This window comes from Myxococcus sp. CA023, from assembly GCF_010998615.1.
Taxonomy (GTDB): Bacteria; Myxococcota; Myxococcia; order Myxococcales; family Myxococcaceae; genus Myxococcus.
Genome location: NZ_JAAEAH010000017.1, coordinates 16,507 through 36,037 on the forward strand (window position 1 = coordinate 16,507; position 19,531 = coordinate 36,037).

Annotated in this window: 18 protein-coding genes; 9 read left to right on the forward strand and 9 right to left on the reverse strand. The window is 69.6% G+C overall.

The window, feature by feature from the left end; all coding sequences use genetic code 11:
• Window positions 1-8: 8 nt before the first annotated feature.
• Complete coding sequence (locus tag F8M74_RS09760) at window positions 9-881, reverse strand: AHH domain-containing protein (RefSeq protein WP_171410500.1); 873 nt, start codon at window positions 879-881, stop codon at window positions 9-11.
• 74 nt (window positions 882-955) lie between these two features.
• On the opposite strand from F8M74_RS09760, the gene F8M74_RS09765 reads away from it, so the two are divergent.
• Window positions 956-1,741, forward strand: coding sequence for an immunity 49 family protein (locus F8M74_RS09765; RefSeq protein ID WP_141256665.1), 786 nt, complete (start codon window positions 956-958; stop codon window positions 1,739-1,741).
• A 5-nt stretch (window positions 1,742-1,746) separates the two neighbouring features.
• Here F8M74_RS09765 and F8M74_RS09770 read toward each other — a convergent pair whose 3' ends face one another.
• A complete protein-coding gene (locus F8M74_RS09770) occupies window positions 1,747-2,790 on the reverse strand; it encodes a DUF2169 domain-containing protein (protein WP_141256666.1) in 1,044 nt (347 codons plus the stop codon).
• Window positions 2,791-2,900: 110 nt separating this feature from the next.
• On the opposite strand from F8M74_RS09770, the gene F8M74_RS09775 reads away from it, so the two are divergent.
• Window positions 2,901-3,416, forward strand: coding sequence for a hypothetical protein (locus tag F8M74_RS09775; protein WP_228559664.1), 516 nt, complete (start codon window positions 2,901-2,903; stop codon window positions 3,414-3,416).
• Here the strand turns inward: F8M74_RS09775 and F8M74_RS09780 are convergent.
• Window positions 3,403-3,843: a DUF6209 family protein gene (locus F8M74_RS09780; protein WP_141256668.1), complete on the reverse strand. Its 441-nt coding sequence runs from the start codon at window positions 3,841-3,843 to the stop codon at window positions 3,403-3,405. The two genes, F8M74_RS09775 and F8M74_RS09780, sit on opposite strands and share 14 nt — an antisense overlap.
• 153 nt (window positions 3,844-3,996) lie before the next feature.
• On the opposite strand from F8M74_RS09780, the gene F8M74_RS09785 reads away from it, so the two are divergent.
• Window positions 3,997-5,118 (forward strand): App1 family protein, encoded by a 1,122-nt coding sequence (locus F8M74_RS09785; protein WP_163884366.1) that lies wholly within the window; start codon window positions 3,997-3,999, stop codon window positions 5,116-5,118.
• Window positions 5,119-5,150: 32 nt separating this feature from the next.
• Here F8M74_RS09785 and ppk1 read toward each other — a convergent pair whose 3' ends face one another.
• Complete coding sequence (gene ppk1 / locus F8M74_RS09790) at window positions 5,151-7,313, reverse strand: polyphosphate kinase 1 (RefSeq protein WP_141256670.1); 2,163 nt, start codon at window positions 7,311-7,313, stop codon at window positions 5,151-5,153.
• Between the two features lie 182 nt (window positions 7,314-7,495).
• Between ppk1 and F8M74_RS09795 the strand changes: the two genes are divergently transcribed.
• Complete coding sequence (locus F8M74_RS09795; protein WP_171410499.1) at window positions 7,496-7,993, forward strand: hypothetical protein; 498 nt, start codon at window positions 7,496-7,498, stop codon at window positions 7,991-7,993.
• Window positions 7,994-8,208: 215 nt separating this feature from the next.
• Window positions 8,209-8,637, forward strand: a complete 429-nt coding sequence (locus F8M74_RS09800; RefSeq protein ID WP_228559662.1) for a hypothetical protein — start codon at window positions 8,209-8,211, stop codon at window positions 8,635-8,637.
• Window positions 8,638-8,708: 71 nt separating this feature from the next.
• Here F8M74_RS09800 and F8M74_RS09805 read toward each other — a convergent pair whose 3' ends face one another.
• On the reverse strand, window positions 8,709-10,901 hold the full coding sequence (locus F8M74_RS09805; RefSeq protein ID WP_141256673.1) for a tryptophan synthase alpha chain: 2,193 nt from the start codon (window positions 10,899-10,901) through the stop codon (window positions 8,709-8,711).
• A 244-nt stretch (window positions 10,902-11,145) separates the two neighbouring features.
• Here F8M74_RS09805 and F8M74_RS09810 point away from each other — a divergent pair, with 244 nt between their 5' ends.
• Window positions 11,146-13,422, forward strand: coding sequence for an ATP-binding protein (locus F8M74_RS09810; RefSeq protein WP_141258767.1), 2,277 nt, complete (start codon window positions 11,146-11,148; stop codon window positions 13,420-13,422).
• A gap of 9 nt (window positions 13,423-13,431) precedes the next feature.
• Here F8M74_RS09810 and F8M74_RS09815 read toward each other — a convergent pair whose 3' ends face one another.
• From F8M74_RS09815 to F8M74_RS09830, 4 genes are all read right to left on the reverse strand, one after another.
• Window positions 13,432-14,328, reverse strand: a complete 897-nt coding sequence (locus F8M74_RS09815; protein WP_141258766.1) for an MBL fold metallo-hydrolase — start codon at window positions 14,326-14,328, stop codon at window positions 13,432-13,434.
• 140 nt (window positions 14,329-14,468) lie between these two features.
• A complete protein-coding gene (locus F8M74_RS09820) occupies window positions 14,469-14,954 on the reverse strand; it encodes a cupin domain-containing protein (RefSeq protein WP_141258765.1) in 486 nt (161 codons plus the stop codon).
• Window positions 14,955-15,138: 184 nt separating this feature from the next.
• Window positions 15,139-16,068 carry a TIGR02266 family protein gene (locus F8M74_RS09825; protein ID WP_171410200.1) on the reverse strand — a complete coding sequence of 310 codons (930 nt, stop codon included), beginning with the start codon at window positions 16,066-16,068 and terminating at the stop codon, window positions 15,139-15,141.
• Window positions 16,069-16,210: 142 nt separating this feature from the next.
• A complete protein-coding gene (locus tag F8M74_RS09830) occupies window positions 16,211-17,563 on the reverse strand; it encodes an RtcB family protein (protein WP_141258763.1) in 1,353 nt (450 codons plus the stop codon).
• A gap of 277 nt (window positions 17,564-17,840) precedes the next feature.
• On the opposite strand from F8M74_RS09830, the gene F8M74_RS09835 reads away from it, so the two are divergent.
• From F8M74_RS09835 to F8M74_RS09845, 3 genes are all read left to right on the forward strand, one after another.
• Window positions 17,841-18,173, forward strand: a complete 333-nt coding sequence (locus F8M74_RS09835) for a hypothetical protein (protein ID WP_141258762.1) — start codon at window positions 17,841-17,843, stop codon at window positions 18,171-18,173.
• Window positions 18,174-18,243: 70 nt separating this feature from the next.
• Window positions 18,244-18,447 (forward strand): hypothetical protein, encoded by a 204-nt coding sequence (locus F8M74_RS09840; protein WP_141607756.1) that lies wholly within the window; start codon window positions 18,244-18,246, stop codon window positions 18,445-18,447.
• An 84-nt stretch (window positions 18,448-18,531) separates the two neighbouring features.
• Window positions 18,532-19,446 (forward strand): sigma-70 family RNA polymerase sigma factor, encoded by a 915-nt coding sequence (locus F8M74_RS09845; protein WP_216619877.1) that lies wholly within the window; start codon window positions 18,532-18,534, stop codon window positions 19,444-19,446.
• The last annotated feature ends 85 nt before the right edge of the window (window positions 19,447-19,531 follow it).

Genomic DNA, 19,531 nt, shown 5'->3' on the forward strand with positions numbered 1-19,531 from the left:
TGGTTCAATTAATAGAGAGAGCCCCACTCATAACGGCTCTTGGCCTTCTTGTCCTTCGGGGCATAGCGCACAAGGGCGTGCTTGTACTCCTTTCCTGCGGTGACCGAGGCCACAACTGCTCGGCTCAGTGCAACGAGGAGCTTCCAGTATTTGTTCTCCAGCTTGTGCAACTGGTCAAAAACATCCTCGATCAAAGCCTTGTGTTCTTTTTGAGAGTCGATCGCCTTCTGAAGCTTTTGGGCGATGGTTTTCATGTCCCGCATCACCTGCTGCGTGTAGTTGGGATGGTCGCCCGGATGTTGCAGCAGCGCGTGGACAGGCACAGCCCAGGCCTGGTCCGGCAGCATGATGATGTTGTGGCCGTGGTTCAGGTTGTAGTCGGACTGGAGGATGAGGCGGAGCTGCCGGTATGTGAAGACCGGGCCGTCCTCCAATTCGTAATAGAACGCCGAGCCCGGGAGGATGTGGTGTGCTTCCCACGCGTACGGGTACTTCTGGAGCGCGGGCTTCTTGTCCTTGTCCTTGGCCCTCGGGTTGAAGTTCTCCGGTGGCCCCCCGGGGAACTCAGCGGTCTGCTTCACCAGGTCCCGGATTTCATCCAGGTAGGAGTGGTCGAAGACGCGGTACACGCCACGCCCGTCCAGGGACGCGATGTAGTCAGAGCCGTTCTGCGCGTAGTCGCTGTCCTTGCCGAGCACCCCCTGGGGCGGGGCGCTGTCGTCCACGTGGTCGGCGTCGTCCGCGGCGCTGGCCGCGGGCTTCGGCTTCTTCTTCTTCGCCGCCTTGGCTGCCGTGTACTTCCGGTCCCTGCTCCGCTCGAAGATGGACAGGAGCCGCTGCGCCAGCTCCGTGTTCATTTCGCTCGCACTCAGGTTGCTCATGCGCGTACCCACCTCTCACGTTGTATGGTGCCTGAACGCCCCGTTCCAGGCTACGCTCACCCGCACCTCCCATCATGGCCCGTCTCATCTCCCTCCGTGCAGATGCCGCTGACTCCCTGGGAGAAAGGCTGAGCCGGTTCGACCCGGGCGCGGACCACTCCAGCATTCTCGCGCGGTTGGACGCCATCACGCTCGACCTGCACCTCATCGCCGTGGCCACGCTGCTGGTCGATGGTAATCCTCAGGGGTTCTTCCTCAACCTCTGCCGGATGGCGGAGAACGGCCGCCGGGTGCAGCGCCTCCTCGCGGACCGGGGCCTTCCGCCACCGCCCGCGCGGCGCAACACGCCTCTGCTCGGCGCGCTCGCCGCCGGCCACTTCTCCCTCGCGGAGGCCGTGGCCGCGAGCTCCGCCACCCAGTGGCAGCAGGGCGCCGAATACGAGGATGAGTTCCTCTGGGCCGCCGCCCTCCAGCACCTCACCCGCACGCCGTCCGCGCCGCTGGAGTCCATCCTCGTCCCGCTGGAGAAGGTGGGCCAGGAGCCCTACGCCAGCCGGGTGGCCATGGCCCGGGCCCTGGTGTCCAGGGACGCCGCCGCCTTCGCCGAGGCCTTCGCCGCCGCCTGCCTGGACCACGGCATCGTCACGGAGAAGCGCGCCCGCTCGCTGGCTACACCCGTGACGTCCTTCGCGCCGCACCGGTTTGTCTGGCTCGAAGGGCTGGCCCTCCTGCGCCTCGCCGAGCGCGCCAGCATCGCACCCGAGGACACCAGCTTCCGCTACTGCCCGCCCCTGGCCCGCGTCCCGATGACGACGACGTACTCGGGCGACTGGGCCGTCGACACGGCGCCGACGCGATAACCCTGTCAGTCCGTTCCGACGGGTTGCCCCGGCTCCAGCGTCTCCGCGCCCTCGCACGTCACCTGGATGGAGCGCAGCTCCGTGGGCTCGCGCTGCAACGCGAAGGTGCCGCGCCACACGAGGAACAGCTTCATCGCGTCCGTGTCCAGGACCACGGTGTCCAGCCGCAGCGCTCCTTCCAGGTCATCCAGTCCCCGGGCTCTGGGCGCGAGGACCTCCGGAGATGGCAGCGCGGGCAACCTGAACGTCAGCGGCGCACCCGGCGCCATGTGCTTCAGCAGCACGGCCTCGCCCCCTCGCAGGTAGCCCGGGACGAGCTGGTCCCGCGGCGCGCCGTTGAGGAAGCGCCGGTCGAAGTCCTTCGGCAGCAACGGGCTGCGCGACTTCTTCCACGCGTCATCGTAGGTGCCCGCGTCGCCGGCCCGGGGCTGCCAGTGCGGTTCGATGAACCCGAAGCCCGCGGGCGGAGGACGCTGGCCCCACGATTTCAGCGGCTCGGCGGGAGACTCCAGGTTCGGCAGCCGCAGGTTCTCCTCGAAGCGGCTGCTCTTCTCGCGAAAGCCAGTGCCCAGCGGGTTGCGCGGCTCGAAGGCGCTACCGTCCTTCCCGCCGAAGGCGCGCTCGTAGCGCAAGGGAATGCGCTCGAAGGGGAGGGGCTGCGTCACCCCGATGCCGCCCATGCTCTTGAACCACGTGCGGTCCCCCAGCACACGGACCTGCTTGTGCACTGGCCCGACATGCAACTCGGCGAGGAGCTCGCGAGTCCCCGCCGCGGGCGCATGGGCATGTCCCACCAGCACCACGTCCGTGGCGGCCTTGAAGAAGGCGCCCTCGGGCTCCAGACGGAGGCTGGCCGCATCCCCGCCTTCCCAGCGCTCACCCCCGGTCAGCAGCGGCGCCTGCTCCGCGGACAGCACGGGCGCGCCCCGAGGCCGCAGGTCGAACGTGGCCTTCAACACGGGCACGAACAGGGGCCGCAGCGCCTCGTCCGTGAGGAACAGCGGCTCGAAGGTGAAGGGCGTGAGGTTCTCGGTGGAGGGGTGCCCCATGAAACATGTCTACCAGTCCTCACCCGTTTGGGACACGGGCAGCCGGAGCCCGGCTGTCAGCCCGCGCTCCACCTTCCGTCCTCGCCGTGCCCTCACACAAGGACACGGCCATGGGAGACCCACGCAATCCGAAGCGAGCGCACGAGCGCTGGAACCTGGAGCGCCTGCGCGCCTGCGAGGCGGAGGTGCGCGCCCTGGCGCCCTGGGTGACGGTGTCCGGCGGCTGGGCCTGGCACTTCATGGCCCCGCCCCACGAGGAGCTGAAGCGCTTCCACGACCACAAGGATGTGGACCTCTTCGTGGAGCCCGCGCGCTTCCCGGAGCTCATCGCCGTGCTCACCGCTCGCGGCTACCACCGCATCTGGACGCGCTTCGACGCCACCTCCACGCACTTCTACCGCTACGCCCGGCACGATGAGGGTGGCAAGGTCCTGCTCGACGTCTTCGTCCGGCGCGTGCCGGCCGTGGACGCCGGGGGGATTCGCGTGGTGGACCCGGCCACGCTGCTCACCTTCTACGGAGACATCCACAGCACGGATGACTGCGTGTCGGTGCTGGCGGCGCGGCGGCTGCTGGCGAAGGGCCACAGCCCCCTGGGCCGGGGGGAGCTCGTCACTGCACGGTGAAGAGGTGGTTGTCGCCGAAGTTCGAATCCCAGGCCTGGCAGCCCCAGCGGCTGGTGTTCTCGAACCAGACGGCCAGCGTGCCCCGCGTGTTGAGCGGGATGGACGGCGCGGGCGGGTTGGGCGTGGAGGAGAAGCCCGCCACCCAGAAGCGCTGCACCGGCCCGTTGTTGAACTGGTAGTAGCCCGTCATCGTCCACCCGGGCGTGGTGCCGTTGATGTTGCCCCGGCACTGCGTCAGCCGGTCCGCGCTGTAGTGGATGGCCGCGGTGGAGCCGAAGGGCAGCGGGTTGGAGGACGCGAACACGTTCCAGCCCTGCGCCGGCGACTGGAAGGTGATGCTGGAGGGGGACTGCGAGGAAGCGGCCGTTCCGGCGATCAGCACGGCGACGGCGGCGGCGAGACACCAGCGGGGGGATTGACGCGGCAAGGCAACGCTCCAGGTTGAGAGGAAGCTGCATTGCGGATACGCACACCGTGGCAGGCACGGGCTGTGACGGTCCGCCAGTGGACCCTCACGGGTTTGTGCCGCTCAATTGCGGACTCCTCTAGAGTCAGGCTCCACACCTTTACGCTCCGCGCCATGGCCGACTTTCTTCCTCGCTTCTATCGACTCGCCGTCCGCGTGGACGCGCACTATGACGCGCTGAGCCGCAAGCTTCGCCAGAAGCTGGGGGTCGCGCCGCCGCTGCGCATCCTTCCCTACCGGGGCTATGGCACGCCCGAGCGCGCCGTCATCAAGGCCCGCGTGCTGGAGGACCGGCACGTGCGCCCGCCGCAGGAGCGCTACACGCTGGTGGGCAGCGCGGTGGCCTCCTACAAGCGCTACATGACGCGCGAGGTGCCGGGCGCGCACGTCGCGGTGCGCTGGGGCGACAAGCGCTGGGAGGGCACCACCGACGAGGAGGGCTTCCTGGAGCTGTGGGTGCCTCCGCCGGACGGGGTGCGCTCGGGCTGGCACATGGTGGAGCTGGAGCTGCTGTCGCCGGACGCGGAGGGCGTGTCCCGCGTGGCCGCGCCGGTGCGGATGGCCGGGCCCGGCGCGGAGTTCGGCGTCATCAGCGACATCGACGACACCGTCATCGTCACCGGCGTCACCGACCTGCTGAAGCGGGCCTGGGCGCTCTTCCTGACCGAGCACCGCGTGCGGCTGCCCTTTCCGGGCGTGGACGCCTTCTATGCCGCGCTCCAGCACGGCCGGGGCACGAGCGCGGACAACCCCATCTTCTACGTGTCCAGCAGCCCGTGGAACCTCTACGAGCACCTGGACGAGTTCCTCTCCCTGCACAAAATCCCCACCGGTCCGCTGCTGCTGCGCGACTGGGGCCTGTCCAGCCAGGGCTTCGCGCCCGGCGGGGGCCATGGGCACAAGCTGGAGAAGATTCGCGCGGTGCTCGGCACGCTGTCGCACCTGCCCTTCATCCTCATTGGCGACAGTGGCCAGGAGGACGCGGAGCACTACCGCACCATCGTCCGTGAGTTTCCCGGGCGCATCCTCTGCGTCTACATCCGCAACGTGCCGGGGCATCAGCGCCGGGCCGAGGAACTGGCGCTCATCGCCAGGGACATCCGCGCCGCGGGCAGCCAGATGCTCGCGGTGGATGACACCACCGAGGCCGCCCGTCACGCCGCGCGCGAGGGGTGGATTCAGTGGCGTGAGGTGCGCGAGGTGGAGGCCCACCGCCGCGAGGACGCCGCGCGCTGAGGCCCCCGTCGCCCACCGAGGTGCAGGTGCTGTCAGGGCAGCGGACGGCCGCCCTGGAACTGGGCCATGCGCTGGGCGCGCTCCATCATCTCGCCCTGGGCCCAGCGCTTCTCCTCGCCGGCGCGCGGCAGCCGGCGGCGCCAGCCGCCATCCGCGGTCAGCTCCCAGGCGGACGTGGTGTCTGCCATGCAGCGCTCCAGCGAGTCTTTCACCTGGGCGGCCAGGCTGGCGTCCTCCACCGGCGCGAGGATTTCCACGCGGTGGTCCAGGTTGCGCGGCATCAAGTCCGCCGAGCCGATGAAGCAACGCAGCTCCGGGCCGCGCTCGAAGATGTAGATGCGCGAGTGCTCCAGGAAGCGGCCCAGCACGGACACCACGCGGATGTTCTCCGACACGCCGGGGACACCCGGGCGCAGGCAGCAGATGCCGCGCACGTTCAGCTCCACCTTCACGCCCGCGCGTGACGCCTCGTAGAGGGCGTGGATGATGCCGGGGTCCACCAGCGCGTTCATCTTCATCTGGATGCGCGCGGGGCGCTCGGCTGTGTGCGCGGCGACGGTGCGCTTGATTTCCTCCAGCAGGCCCTGGCGCATGGTGAGCGGGGCCACCAGCAGCTTGCGGAAGCTCTTCGGCCGGCCAAACCCGGTGAGGTAGTTGAAGACGTCCGCCACGTCCGCGCCAATGTCCGGGTCCGTGGTGAACAGGCCCATGTCCGTGTAGAGGCGCGCCGTCTTCGGGTTGTAGTTGCCCGTGCCGATGTGCACGTAGTGCCGCACCTTGTCGCCCTCGCGCCGGACGATGAGGATGGCCTTCGCGTGCGTCTTCAGGGACGGAATCCCGTAGACGACGTGCACGCCCGCCTCTTCCAGCGCGTTGGCCCAGCGGATGTTGGTGCGCTCGTCGAAGCGGGCCTTCAGCTCCACCATGCACACCGCCTGCTTGCCGCGCTCGGTGGCGGTAATCAGCGCGGGCACCAGGGGCGAGCTGTCCGACGTGCGGTACACCGTCTGCTTGATGGCCAGCACGTCCGGGTCGGCCACGGCCTCGGTGACGAAGCGCTCCACGGAGGTGGCGAAGGACTCGTAGGGGTGGTGGACCAGCAGGTCCCCTCGGCGCATGGACGACATCACCGTGCCGCCATCCGGCGCGTCCGCGTCCGTGCGCAGGCGGGCCTGGGTGATAGGGATCCACGGCGGGTCCTTCAGCTCCGGGAAGCCCGGGGCGAAGGCGATGGACTGCAGGTCGTTGAGGCCCACCAGGCCGTGCTCCTCGTAGACCTGACGTGCCTCCAGGCCCATGGCCTCCACCAGCGGCTCGAGCAGCTTGGGGCTCATGCCGGCCTGGACTTCCATGCGGATGACGTCGCCGAAGCGGCGCTCGCGCAGCTCCGTCTCCACGGCCTTGAGCAGGTCCTCCGCGTCCTCGGACACGGTGAAGTCCGCGTCGCGGGTGACGCGGAAGGTGCCCCAGCTCAGCACCTCCATGCCGGGGAACAAGTCTCCCAGGTGCTGGGCGATGATTTCCTCCAAGGGGACGAAGACGTTGCCCTTGAGGGGCAGGAAGCGCGGCAGCAGCTCCTTGGGCACCTTCACCCGGGCCACGCTCTCCTCGTCCGCGTCCGGGTCTCTCAGCAGCACCGCCAGGCTGAGCGACAGGTTGGAGATGTAGGGAAAGTGCCGCCCCAGGCCGATGGCCAGCGGGGTGAGGACGGGGAAAATCTGCTCCTTGAAGCGCTGGTCCATCTGGGCGCGCTGCTCGGCGTCCAAATTCCGGGCGGAGAGGATGCGCAGGCCCTTTTCGGCCAGGGCGGGGCGGAGCACCTTCTCGAAGGCGTCGCCGTGCCGGCGCGTCTGCTTGAGGATGCCGTCGTGCAGCTTGTCCAGGGTGTCGCTGGGAGAGGCTCCGTCGGGAACCAGGCGCGCCACGCCGCCGCGAATCTGCTCGTGCAGACGGGCGACGCGAATCATGAAGAACTCGTCCAGGTTGCGCGCGTAGATGGCGATGAACTTCAGCCGCTCCAGCAGCGGAATCTCCGGAGACTCGGCGAGCTGGAGGACGCGGTCATTGAAGGCCATCCAGGACAGCTCTCGGTTGAAGAAGAGCTCCGTGTCCTTCGACTCCGCGCCGGCCGGGAGCACGTCCCGGTTGGAGGGCTTCTGGGTGACGCTGCGACCGCCGCCGCCGCGTTTCGGCATGGTGACTTGACTCCTCGTTGACTCCCTTGGAGGGGATGTAGCAGGCCGCCCCCCTGCTCATTGTAAACTCGCGTGTGACCTGGGAGAGGGAGCCGTCAGGGGATGTAAGCCCTCCCAGGTGGGCGGGCAGGGAGAAAGGGCGGGAGGCGTGGACTTTGTTGCATCCGCGATATGAGGACTGCATGTCAGGCGACGTGAGCGCGACGGAGACGAACCCCCAGGCGGACGCGGCCAGCGGCCTCTTCACGGCCTTCCAGAAGGACAGGAAGGTGCCTCGGGGACGGTGGGTGGGCGCCCTGCTGATGGCCCTGATACCGGTGGTGCTGGGCGTGGGCTTCTGGACCCTCGCCAAGGGCGAGGAGAAGACGTTCCGCATCGTCACGCCCCAAGGCTTCAAGTCCATGCGGGGTGGGATGACGACGGAGCAGGTGCGCGCCGTGCTCGGACGGCCCATCACCCTGGAGCGGGACACCAGCGGGGCGGAGTGCTACCGCTACGGGCAGCCCAACTTCGTCAACCCGCAGTTCCTCATCTATTCGGTCTGCTACGAGGACGGGAAGCTGCGGGACGTGAAGACGCACCAGTACTCCGCCTGGAACGTGGACCCCGCCACGGGGACGTTCGCGGCGCCGGGCGGGGAGCCCGCGGACGCGGCGCCCGTGCCCGCGCAGGAAGGCTGAGCCGGCCGTTCGTGCCGAAACGATGATGGAACCATGCGTGGCTGCCCGCGAGTCGCGGGTGCCAGGCTCCCTCCGTTCAATGAAACGGAGGGAGCACCATGCGGCGTTTCTCTCGGGGGATCGCGGTTCTCCTGGCGGTAGCGGGGCTTTCGTCCGCGGAGGCGTCTGACGACATCATCTGGAATGCGGAGCCCAGCGAGGAGGCCTTGCGTTGCTTGAGCGAGGAGCTGCCCGTGACGGTGAAGGTCTACTATCCAGAATTCGGTTGTGGGTTCAGCACGTCCAGCACCTTCTACCTGAAGGTGACACAGAGCGGCGCGGAGATATCTGGTCGAGGGGATGACGAGGGAAACCCGGTCAAACTCAGTCCGAGGAAGCTGTCCCGGGCCGAAGGTGAGCGCATCCTCCGGGATTTGACGAGCGCGATGCTTCGTCGTGAGTCCGAGTCGGCCTCAGGTGATGCGCCGACCACCTACTTCGCCCATGTCGAGTGGGCCTGTGGCGTCAGGGGGGCGGAGCGCGGCACCACGAGGTTCAAGGCACTCAACCACGGCTTGTATTCCATGGATGAGGGGGGCACCTACGCGCGCGCCGTTGGCATCCGTGACGTTGTGGTGAAGGCACTCCGACAGGCACATCGCTGACACGACGGCACCCAACACATGCGCATGGGCGTGCCCCATCGAGGCACTCCACCACATGGGGTTGCCTCGCGTTACCGGCAGTTGGAATCCGCATCGTTGTCCGCGCCATCCGCGCACCGGCCCGTCTCCGTGGCGGCGTCCTCGCTGATGTGGAGCGTGTAGCGGATGGGCGTGTCTTGGTCGGGATTCGCCATGCCGTCCACCACCAACAGCACCGTCTGGCCCTGCGCCAGTGTCACCTTCACGGCGGGCGAGCCTTGGGGACTCCCGTTCGGGTTGGAGGCGCAACCCAACTCCGTGCCCCTGCAACCCGTGAGCACGTAGAGCGCGTTGCCCCACTCGCTCGGTGCCGTGTCGAAGACGTAGGTGCCTGCCCGCGGCGCCGTCCACAGGTGCGCGCGGTCCTGCTGGAGCAGCGCGCCGCAGGTGCCCTGGAAGCCGTCACCGGAACCCGCCGTCTCGCCGTGGAACGTCACCGGCAGCGCGCTGCCCAAGTCGTGGTGTGCGCAGCCGCGTCCACCGCAGCCCGGCGCGTCGTGGCAGTCCGTGTCCGCGCAGTCCACCCAGCGGTCCCCCTCATTGTCCATGCCGTCGAAGCAGGAGCCCGCCTCGCTGGCCCGCAGCTCGTCGATGTGCAGCTCGAAGTACCCGGCGCTGAACCGGTCCGGGCTCGCCGAGTCCACCACCACCAGCACCGTCTGTCCCTGCACCAGCGGCACCGAGACACGCGCGCCGCCGCCGTAGCTGATGCCGTCCTTCGCACACGCCAGATCCGCGCCCCCGCAGCCGCCGCTGCGCACGGAGATGAGCGAGCGGATGGCTGACTTCGCCGTGTCGAAGGTGAAGAGCGCGCTCTTGGGCGCCGTCCACAGGAAGCCCCGGTCCGGCGCGCCGCTCCCGCCGCACGAGGACTGATGGTCATCCCCCGCGTGCGCGGTGGAGCCCTTCACCATCAACGGCACCATGCTGCCCAGGTTCCGGTCCACGCACACGGACGCGCTCGCCGCGCAGACGTTGGGAGCGCCCGTCGCTTCGCAGGACTCGGGCGCCGTGCAGGTGCCACACTCCAGGAACCCGCCGCACCCGTCCGGCACGGTGCCACAGTCCTTGCCCAGCAGGCCGCAGGTGTAGGGACGGCAGGAAGGCGCCGCGCACACGTTGGGCGTGCCGCCACCTCCACATGTCTCGCCATTCGTGCATGCCCCGCACTGGAGCGCGCCGCCGCACCCGTTCGGCACGGTGCCGCAGTCCTTGTCCAGCGACTCGCAGGTGGCCGGTGTGCAGAGGGGACGACCACAGACGTGGTCCACGCCGCCCCCGCCGCATGTCTCGCCCGCCGGGCAGAGGCCACAGTGAAGGAGTCCACCGCAGCCATCGGGCACGGTGCCGCAGTTCTTTTCCTGGGACTCGCAGGTGAGCGGGGTGCACACGCCGCCGCCGCAGACATTTGGCACGCCGCCGCCGCCGCACGTCTGGCCGTCCACGCAGACGCCGCAGTCGAGCATTCCGCCGCATCCATCCGCCACCGGCCCGCAGTTCTTCCCCAGCGTCTCACACGTACCCGGCGTGCACGGTGGGTTGCCGCAGACATTGGGCACGCCGCCGCCGCCACACGTCAGACCGCTCGCGCAGGCCCCACAGTCGAGCATGCCGCCGCAGCCGTCGGACACCGGCCCGCAGTCCTTCCCCAGCGCGTCGCAGGTGGCCCGCTTGCAGATGCCGCGGCCACACACGTTGGGCGCGCCGCCGCCCCCGCACGTCAGGCCGTCCGCGCAGCCGCCACAGTCCAAGAGGCCGCCACAGCCGTTCGGCACGGCGCCGCAGTCGCGCGCCAGCGACTCACAGGTATCCGGCGTGCAGGTGGGCTCGCCGCATACGTTGGGTGTGCCCCCGCCGCCGCAGGACTCCGGCGCCGTGCAGGTGCCGCAGTCGAGCGCGTCTTCACAGCCATTCGAGACCGGTCCGCAGTTGAGCCCCAGGGCCTCACAGGTGGTGGGCTCGCAGGGCGCCGGTCCGCACACGTTGTGCCGGCCACTACCTCCGCACACCTCGCCGGGGCCACAGGCGCCGCAGTCGAGCGTGCCGCCACAGCCATCAATGGCGATGCCGCAGTCCATGCCCTGGGAGGCGCACGTCATGGGCTCGCAGGCGGAGACCGGCCGGCGGGTGTCCGCGTCCTCGTACGATTGCGTCGGGCTGCACGCCACCCACAGCACCAGCCCACACGCCCAGAACCACGCTCCCCGCCGCCCCGCTCCGCGCATGCGCTCCCGTCCCGCCCAGGCCACCACCCGCGCCCAACGTGGGTCCGGGCTTCGCGCGTGCCCAGCCATGGCACGAGGCGGGGTTGGACGGTGCACACACAGCGGTGCGCGGGCACGGGCGTCGCCTGCCCGAACGCCCGGTTTCCGACGTTCGCGTCACCCGGCGAGCCCCCTGGATTCAGGGTGCGGAGCGCTTCACCCTGCCCGAGGACATGGGCGGTGGACCGTCTGGGGAGGAGGGGAGGTGGCACGTCCGTGGACGTTCGCGCAGCGCGCGGGCGCCGGCTTCATCATCTCGTTGGTGGTGGCGCTCGTGCTGGCGGGAACGTCCGTGGTGGCGCTGCTCTCCGTGCGGGCCAATCACAAGGCGCGCATCCTGGAGCTGTCCCGGGACGTGCTGGACATCAAACAACTGGAGCGGACCTTCAACGACAAGGTCGTCAGTGGCCGGGGCTTCGCTTTATCGGGAGATGCCTTCTTCGCCCACGACATGTCCGTCGCGCGCGAGCGCTTCATCGCCACCTACGAAGCCCTGAAGCGCCGGCTCACCCAGGAGCCCCTGGCCACGCAACTGGAGGCCGTCTCCCACGCGGAGATGGAGCACGAGGAGGCCATGCAAGCGCTCATCATGGAGCGCGAGGATGGCGTGCCCCGCCAGCGGCTGGAGCAGATTTTCGACGGCCACGTGGCGGACACACGCCACCGTGCAATGGACAGCCTCCGGATGCTCCACCAGCAGACGGAGGCCCGGCTGTCCGAGGGCATCCATGAGAGCCTGGCCACGGACCGCAGCGCGCTCGGGCTGTCCCTGCTCGCGGGGAGCCTGGGCCTCGCGGGCGCCACGATGCTGGCGTGGACGCTGACGCGCAAGCTGCGGCCCATCCAACAGGAGGCGGAGGCCAGCGCCGAGCGCTTCCAGCTCCTCGTGGAGGGAGTGCGCGACTACGCCTTGTTCCTGCTGGACGCGCGGGGCCGGGTGGAGAGCTGGAACCCGGGCGCGGAGCGCATCATGGGCTACCGCGAGGCGGAAATCCTGGGCCAGCCCTCCAGCGTCTTCTACCCGCCAGATGCGGTGGCGGCGGGGATTCCGGACAAGGACCTGGTGCGGGCCCGGAGGGATGGGCGGCTGCACACGGAGGGCTGGCGAGTGCGGAAGGACGGCTCGCGCTATCTGGCGGACGTCAACGTCACCGTGCTCCAGGACGCGCGCGGGCAGCCGCGCGGCTTCGCCAAGGTGACGCGCGACATCACCGAGCGGCGCCGGGCCGAGCGCACGCAGCAACTGCTGGCGGAGGCGGGGGGCCTCTTCCACCAGTTCCAGGACCCCGACCAGACGGTGGCCGAGCTGACGCGTATCATGGTGCCGGAGGTGGCGGACGCCTGCCTGCTCTACCTGCTGACGGCCAGTGGCGACCTCAAGCCCCGCGCGGTGGCGCACGCGATGCCGGAGAAGGAGGCGTGGCTGTGGGACGCGGCGCGGCGCTTTCCGCCGCCACCAGAGTCTCCGTGGGGCATCTGGCAGGTGATGCGCACGGGGCGCTCCGAGCTCAAGAGCGACGTGTCTCCGGAGACCCTGGCCCGGGGGCTGGTGGGCCCCGAGCACCTCTCGTTGATGGAGAAGGTGGGCGTGCGCTCCTACCTCGGCGTGCCGCTGCGGGTGGGGCGGCAGACTCGCGGAGTGTTCGTGCTGCTGACGTCCGCGCCGGAGCGCCGGCTGACGGTGACGGACCAGGTCTTCGTGGAGGAGGTGGCGGGACGTGCCGCGCTCGCGCTGGACAACGCCCGGCTCTGGAGCGAGGCGCAGGACGCGGTGGAGCTCATCGGCGTGGCCGCGCACGACTTGGGCAATCCGTTGAACACGCTGCAGTTGCTGCTGCGAAGGCTTCAGCGGATGGAGCTCGCGGAGGAGCAGAAGGCGCGCGACGGGCTGGCGGCGGCGCTGAAGCAGACACAGCGGCTGGGGCAGCTGCTGCACAACCTGCTGGACCTCTCGCGGCTGTCATCGGGGAAGCTGATGCTGGACGTGGCGCCGGTGGACCTGCCGGAACTGGTGCACGAGGTGGTGGAGCGCTTCGCCGAACAGGCTGCGGAGGCGGGCTGCAAGCTGGAGTTCGGCGCGGAATTGGGGCTGGTGGGCCGGTGGGACCGGCTGCGGTTGGACCGGGTGGTGACGAACCTCTTGTCCAACGCGCTGAAGTTCGGCAGGGGACGGCCGGTGGAGGTCCGGGTGGAGCATGCAGGCGTGGCGCGGGCGCGGCTGTGCGTGAGAGACCACGGCGTGGGCATTGCCCCGGAGGCGCAGCGGCGCATCTTCGAGCGCTTCGAAAGAGAGCCCTCCGGAGGCCAGCATGCGGGCTTCGGGCTGGGGCTCTACATCGTCCGGCAGCTGGTGGAGGCTCACGGCGGCACCATTCGGGTGGAGAGCGCCCCCAGCGAGGGCGCCACCTTCATCGTGGAGTTGCCGCTGATGCTGCTGGGCTCGGAGCTGCGCGAGCCACCCGATATACCCCTGCACTCGTGAGCCCGCCTGTCACGCGTGCAGCGGCGGCCGGGTGTCCACGAAGGTCCGCAGGGGCGACCGCTCCGGCGCCTTCTCCTGCTCCTCCAGCAGCTCGAACTCCAGCGAGTCATGCGCGCAGAACACCGTGACGTCCCGTCCGTGCCGCCGCACCAGCTCGCGCAGCCGGCGCATGTTGTGCCAGCGCAGGTAGCCATCCGTCTGATTCAGTTTCTGGGCGATGCGCAGGCCCAGGGTGCACTGGTACCGGTCCGGGGCCATTTCCCCATGGTAGAAGTACGCGTCTCCGGCGTGCAGCAGCCAACCGCTTCCATTCTGGATGGCGACGCCAGCGTGGCCCAGGGTGTGGCCCGGCAGCGGCACCAGCAGGATTTCCGGCGGCAGGCCCGTCAAATCCCTCACGCACTCGAAGCCGAACCAGCGCTCACCGTCCCCCAGGGAGGGATACGTCACCCACTGCGTCTCCGGGGGCCACTGCCGTGGCCGGTAGCGTCTCCGGTCCCTCGCCGTCGCCTGGGACAGGGCCTGCTGGTACTCATCCCACAAGAGATGGATCTTCGCGTGAGGGAAGTCGCTCAGGCCGCCAGCGTGGTCGCAGTCCAGGTGGGTGAGGACGATGTCGCGCACGTCCTCGGCATGGAAGCCCATGCGCTCAATCTGTCGGATGGCCGTGGAGCCCTCGTTGAGCTGGGGCCGGATTCCCTTGAGGAGCAGCGGGTGCAGCCGCGCCCGGGGGTGCTTCACGTCCTCCAGGCCGAAGCCGGTGTCCACCAGGATGAGTCCCTGCCGGCCTTCCAGCAGGAGGCAGTGACACGTCAGTGCCGCGGGCCCCGTGAAGCCCTTTCGCCCGTCCACCAGCCGGCCGCCCGGTGGGCACAGGGTGGTGCAGTTCAGGTGGTGGATGCGCATCGCTTTCGCTCCTCGGCAGGGAGCCGCTCGGGCGGCCCGGGTCTGGAGCTAAAGGTGCGCCGCGCGGCGCCACGGAGGAATCCGCTCGAGCGGGGTGGCGGAAGGCTCGCCCGCCCGGAGGGGGTGCCTGGACGTCCGCTTCAGAGCTGCTGCAGGTGCTCGGCCGTCCGCTCCTCGCGGACGTTGCCGGTGTTGAGCGTGGTGGCGGGCTCGAAGAGCAGGACGTGGACCTCCTCCTCCGCCACGGGCCGGTGCTCCACGCCGCGAGGAATGATGATGAACTCGCCTGGGCCCACGTCCACCGTGCGCTCGCGCAGCTCCATGCGCAGCTGGCCGTGGAGCACGAGGAACAGCTCGTCCTCGGCGTCGTGCTGGTGCCAGACGAAGGGGCCGTGGAGCCGGGCCAGCCGGACGTGTTGGCCGTTCAGCTCGCCCACCACCTTCGGGGACCAGTGCTCGGAGAAGAGGGCCAGCTTCTGCGCGAGGTTGACCTTGTCCACCTCGGGGGCTGGTGCGTCCAGGGTGCCAGTGCCTTCCAAGGCACGGGCAGTGTCGGCGCGGCGGCGGGAGTCCCAGCGCGGACGACGTCCGGCGAGGACCGTGGGGCTGCGATGAGGCGCGCTCATGCGGGTGTCATCTCCTTCCGCGGCGCCGCTGCATTGGCTTGCGCCATGAGTTCGTCGTCGGAGTGTCTGTCTTCTGCGGAGGATAATCCCGCCTGTCAGCGCGCGGGAGTGGCCGCGAGGTCGACTACCCGACGGATGACGTGAAACATCGCGCCCGCGTGTCACGAAGGCGTCTGTCTCGAGCTCAGTCCGGGAAGAACATCGGGTCGCGCGTGGTGACGAACGAGGAGATGGCGCTGGCCACTTCCGCCGGCAGCCCGGTGAATTGCACCCCCACGCCTGGCATCAGCTCCGGCGTGCGGGAATTGGCCTCGCGCACCCAGCGCACCACGCCCGTCACCTTCATGGGCCGGCCGCCCGGCAGCGTGAAGTCCAGCTCCACCTGCGTGCCGCGCGGCACCGCGTCCACGGTGGCGATGAAGACGCCGCCCTCGCTGAGGTCCAGTGAGAAACCCGTGAAGAAGTTGGAGTCGCTGCGCATGTCGATGGACGTGTGCATCCGCACCCGTCCGTTGCGCCGCGCGTCGTTCTCCGGCGTGGTGGTGGGCCGGGCCGCGGCTGCTGGGAGAGGTGCGTGCCCCTGGGCCCTCGCCGCGGCGGCCGCCCGCGCCAGCTCGGCCTGGCGGGCCTTGGCGGCTTCGTGTTGTGCCCGCGACGCGGCTTCCTGGCGGGCCTTGGCCGCCTCGGCCTGACGCGTGAGCACCGCTTCCGCCTCGGTCACCGCGCGGGCCACCTGCGCCGCCTGCTCCTGGTGGGCTCGCAGCAGCGACTGCATCTCCGAACCTGCTTGCCGCCGAGCCTGGAGCGCCGCTTGACGGGCCTCCAGTGCCCGGATGCGCGGCGCCTCCACGTCCAGCGCGGGCGCCACGGCCAACTGCAACCGGGAGGCCTGTTCCCCCAACATGGGGTCGGCACCGGGGGCCTGGTGGGCCCGCGTCAGCGCCTGCCGCGTCTGCTCCAACCGGGTGGCCAGCGCGGACGCCTCCGCCGTGGCCTGGGCGAGTTGTTCATGGAGCCGGCCCTCCAGCGTGGACAGCTCGCTCTCGGCGCGAGCCAGCTCCGCTTCACGGGAAGCAGCTGGGGGCATGCGGGCAGCAGGGGACGGCGAGCTCATGGGCGAAAGACTCCAGGGCCGCCCACTGTAGCGCCCCCCGGACGACCCCACGAGCCCTACGCACCGAGCCGGAAATGACCCGGGGCCGCCCGCCTCCCAGGGATTGGCGGCAGGCAGGCGACCATGCGCCGCCCGGGCCGCCTCAGTCCGCGCCCTTGATGCAGGCCACCGGCTTGAGCCGGTAGGCCACCCGGGCCAGCCCCGCCATCTCCACCGTCTCCAGGACGTCGTCCAGGTTCTTGTAGCAAGGGCCGGACTCGTCCAGCGGCGTCTGGCGGGTATTGAGGAGGATGCCCGCCTCGGCCATGCGCTTGTCGGTGGCGTCCTGCTTCAGCACGCGCCTCGCCTCGCCGCGCGACATGCGGCGGCCGGAGCCGTGGTTCACCGAATAGATGGACTTCTGTGCGCCCGGCTCGGCGAAGAGGATGGCACTGCCCGTCTCCATGGAGCCCGGGATGAGGATGGGGTGGCCCGTCTTCTCCCAGGGCGTGCCCTTCAGCGCGGGGTGTCCCCCGGGGAACGCGCGCGTGGCGCCCTTTCGGGCGACGAACTTCCCCGCCTCCTTCTGGATGAGGTTGTGGGAGATTTCGTAATACACGCTGGCCGTGCCGCCGAAGACGTCCTCCAGCGCCGCGCACACCGCCTCACCGATGATGAGCCGGTTGGCCACCGCGAAGTTGGCCGCCATGTTGTGGAGGTTCCAGTAGTCGCGGCCCAGCGGGCTCTCCGCGTCCAGCCAGACATGGTCCTCGCTGCGGCTCTTGAGTCCCAGTTGCGCGGCGCCCTCCACGAAGAAGTGCTTGGCGATGTTCCACCCGAAGCCGCGGCTGCCGGTGTGCAGCATCACCCACACGCGGCCGTCCTGGTCCACCTGCATCTCGGTGAAGTGGTTGCCGCCGCCCAGGCTGCCCAGTTGCTCACGCTTGCCGAAGGCGCGCTCGGGGATGTCCACCCGGTCGTCCTCGACGGGGATGTAGTCGCGCTCGGTGACGGACGAACCCCGGCCCAGGGCCTTGGCGCCGTGGCGCACCACGTCCGCGAAGGTGCGGTCCGTCACCCTGCGCTGCTTCTGCACGCGGCTGGCGCCCACGCCCACGGCGATGCGCTTCGTCACCTCTTCAATCCAGCGGCGGCGCTTCGTGGCGTCGGCGACGTCCTCGGCGGTGAGCGTCGTCTGCAACTGCACCATGCCGCAGCCGATGTCATAGCCGGCGGCGGTGGGCAGGAGGATGCCGTCCGTTTCCACCACCGTGCCAATGGGTACGCCGTAGCCCAGGTGACAGTCGGGTGTGACAGCCACGCGGGTGACCCCGGGGAAGGATGCCGCATTCACCACCTGGTCAAAGACAGAGTCCTCCAGTCCAGGTTGCTCGGGGCCCTCCCCCCACAGCAACTTGTCGGACAGGAACAGGTCCGCATCGACCTTCATGCTCTTGGTCTTCGCCAGGACGTAATGGCCCTCTGAGACCTTCTCCAGCCGCTGCTTCCAACTCATGACTCTTATCCCCCAGATGGGATGAACACGCGGCAGCGACGGGAGCGCCCAGGGAAGCTGACGCCAGGAGCCGAAACCCGAAAACAGGAGCAGAGGATGCTGGGGGCACAGGCGGGAAGGCGAGCGAATTCGGAGCCGCGCGCGGCCGCGGCCGGGACGTGCCCGGCCGGGCGAAAGTCAGCCCGAGAGCGGACGGCGAGGCTCCAATCGCCCCGGGACTTGTCACGTCCGGATTCCATTCCCATCCATTCCGCAGCATCCAGGTAGGGGGTGGGCGATGGGTTTCCTTGGTGGGATTTTCCTGGCGGTGGCGTTGCAGGCGGGACCCGTGGAGAAGGAGCAGGCACAGACGCCGGTGGAGGTGGCAGCCCCGGTGTTCAATCCCTCCGCGTGCGCGAAGAAGCGGGTGGACCCCTGTGGGTGTCACCATGTGTATGGCATCCGGCACTGCCACCCGAATCGGAAGGGTGACCACTGCGAGGCGCCGGTGAAGGCGGAGGTCGAGGCCCCGCGCAAGAGCCGGGACGCCTCGAAGAAGGCGGACACGCAGGCCCGGACACACGAGCCCGAGAAGAAGCAGCTCGACCCAAGCAAGTCCGTGTCCATGTAGGACCCAGGCGCGCGGGCTCTTCGCGGAGGAACGCGGAGACCTCGCGCGCCAGCAATTCAGGCGCGGTGACGTGGGTCACGTGGCTCTGTCCGGGCAGGATGTCCAGGCGGGCGTGGCTCAGCGTCCGCGCGAGCGCCGTGTCCGGTCCTTCGTGCGCGAGCACAGGGTGGAGCGGGGGGCCTTGTGGCTGGTGTGGCCGCCCGCGCGCCCCACGCCGCCCAAGGTGAAGGCCTTTGGCGACCTCCTGGCGCAGTTGCTCGCCGAGCTGTCGTGAAGGCGGGTGGAAACGGGAGGAGGGAACGGGGTAACAAGGTGGGTGAGCCGTGTCGCTCCAGGCACGCGCGGTGCCGAGGTGCGCATGCGAATGCAGCAGAGCCGCTCGCTCGTCTTCCTCCAGCAGCTCGGCCCCGGGGCACGTGAGGGCTACGAAGCCCTGCCCGGGCTGGAGGACACGCTGGCCGCGCTCTGCGCCGCGGCGCGGCAGGCCTGGCCGGGCGTGACGCTGGCGGAGGAAGACTTCCTGCTCCACCTCGCTTCGTGCCTGCCACGGGACGAGGACCCCTCACGGGTGCTGGCCACCGTGCATGCCGCGGACCTCTATCTGGCGTGCGCCTGTGTGCGGGGGCACGCCGCGGCGCATGCCGCGCTGGAGCGTCACGTTCTTCCCAAGGCGGCGGCGTCCTTGGCTCGGATGCGGGACACGGGCGTGGACCCCTCCGAGGTGGTCCAACACCTGCGCGAGCGGCTGCTCGTCCCGGAAGTTGGCCGGCCCGCGCGCATGACGGAGTACCAGGGCAGTGGTCCGCTCGCGGCCTGGCTGCGGGCGGCGGCGGTGCGCACCGCCCTCAACCTCCAGCGCTCGGAGCGCCGGAGGGCCCACGCCGAAGAGGAGGCGGAGGCGCTCCCGCTGCCAACCAAGGCGGGCATGGCGGACGTCGAGCTGGACTACCTGCGCAAGAACCACCGCGAGCATTTCCAGGCGGCGCTCTCCGAGGCACTGAATGCCCTGCCCACGCGGGAGCGCACCGTGCTGCGCTTGCACGTGGTGGAGGGGCTGAGCCTGGAGCGCATCGGCACCATGTACCAGACGCACAAGTCCACCGTGTCGCGCTGGGTGGCCCGCGCCCGGGAAGCGGCGCTGGAGGGCACACGTCAGCGGTTGGCGGAGCGGCTCCGGCTCACCTCCGGCGAACTGCACAGCCTGATGCGGGTGGTCCAGGGAGAGCTGGACCTGAGCCTGCCGTCCCTGCTGAGCACGCCTGGGGCTTCCTGAGGGGCCGCGGACTTTTTTCGCGGCCGCGTGCAACGCTCCAGCATGGCCGGTGTCATCCGGGTGAAGGTGGAACAACCCCCTCTTG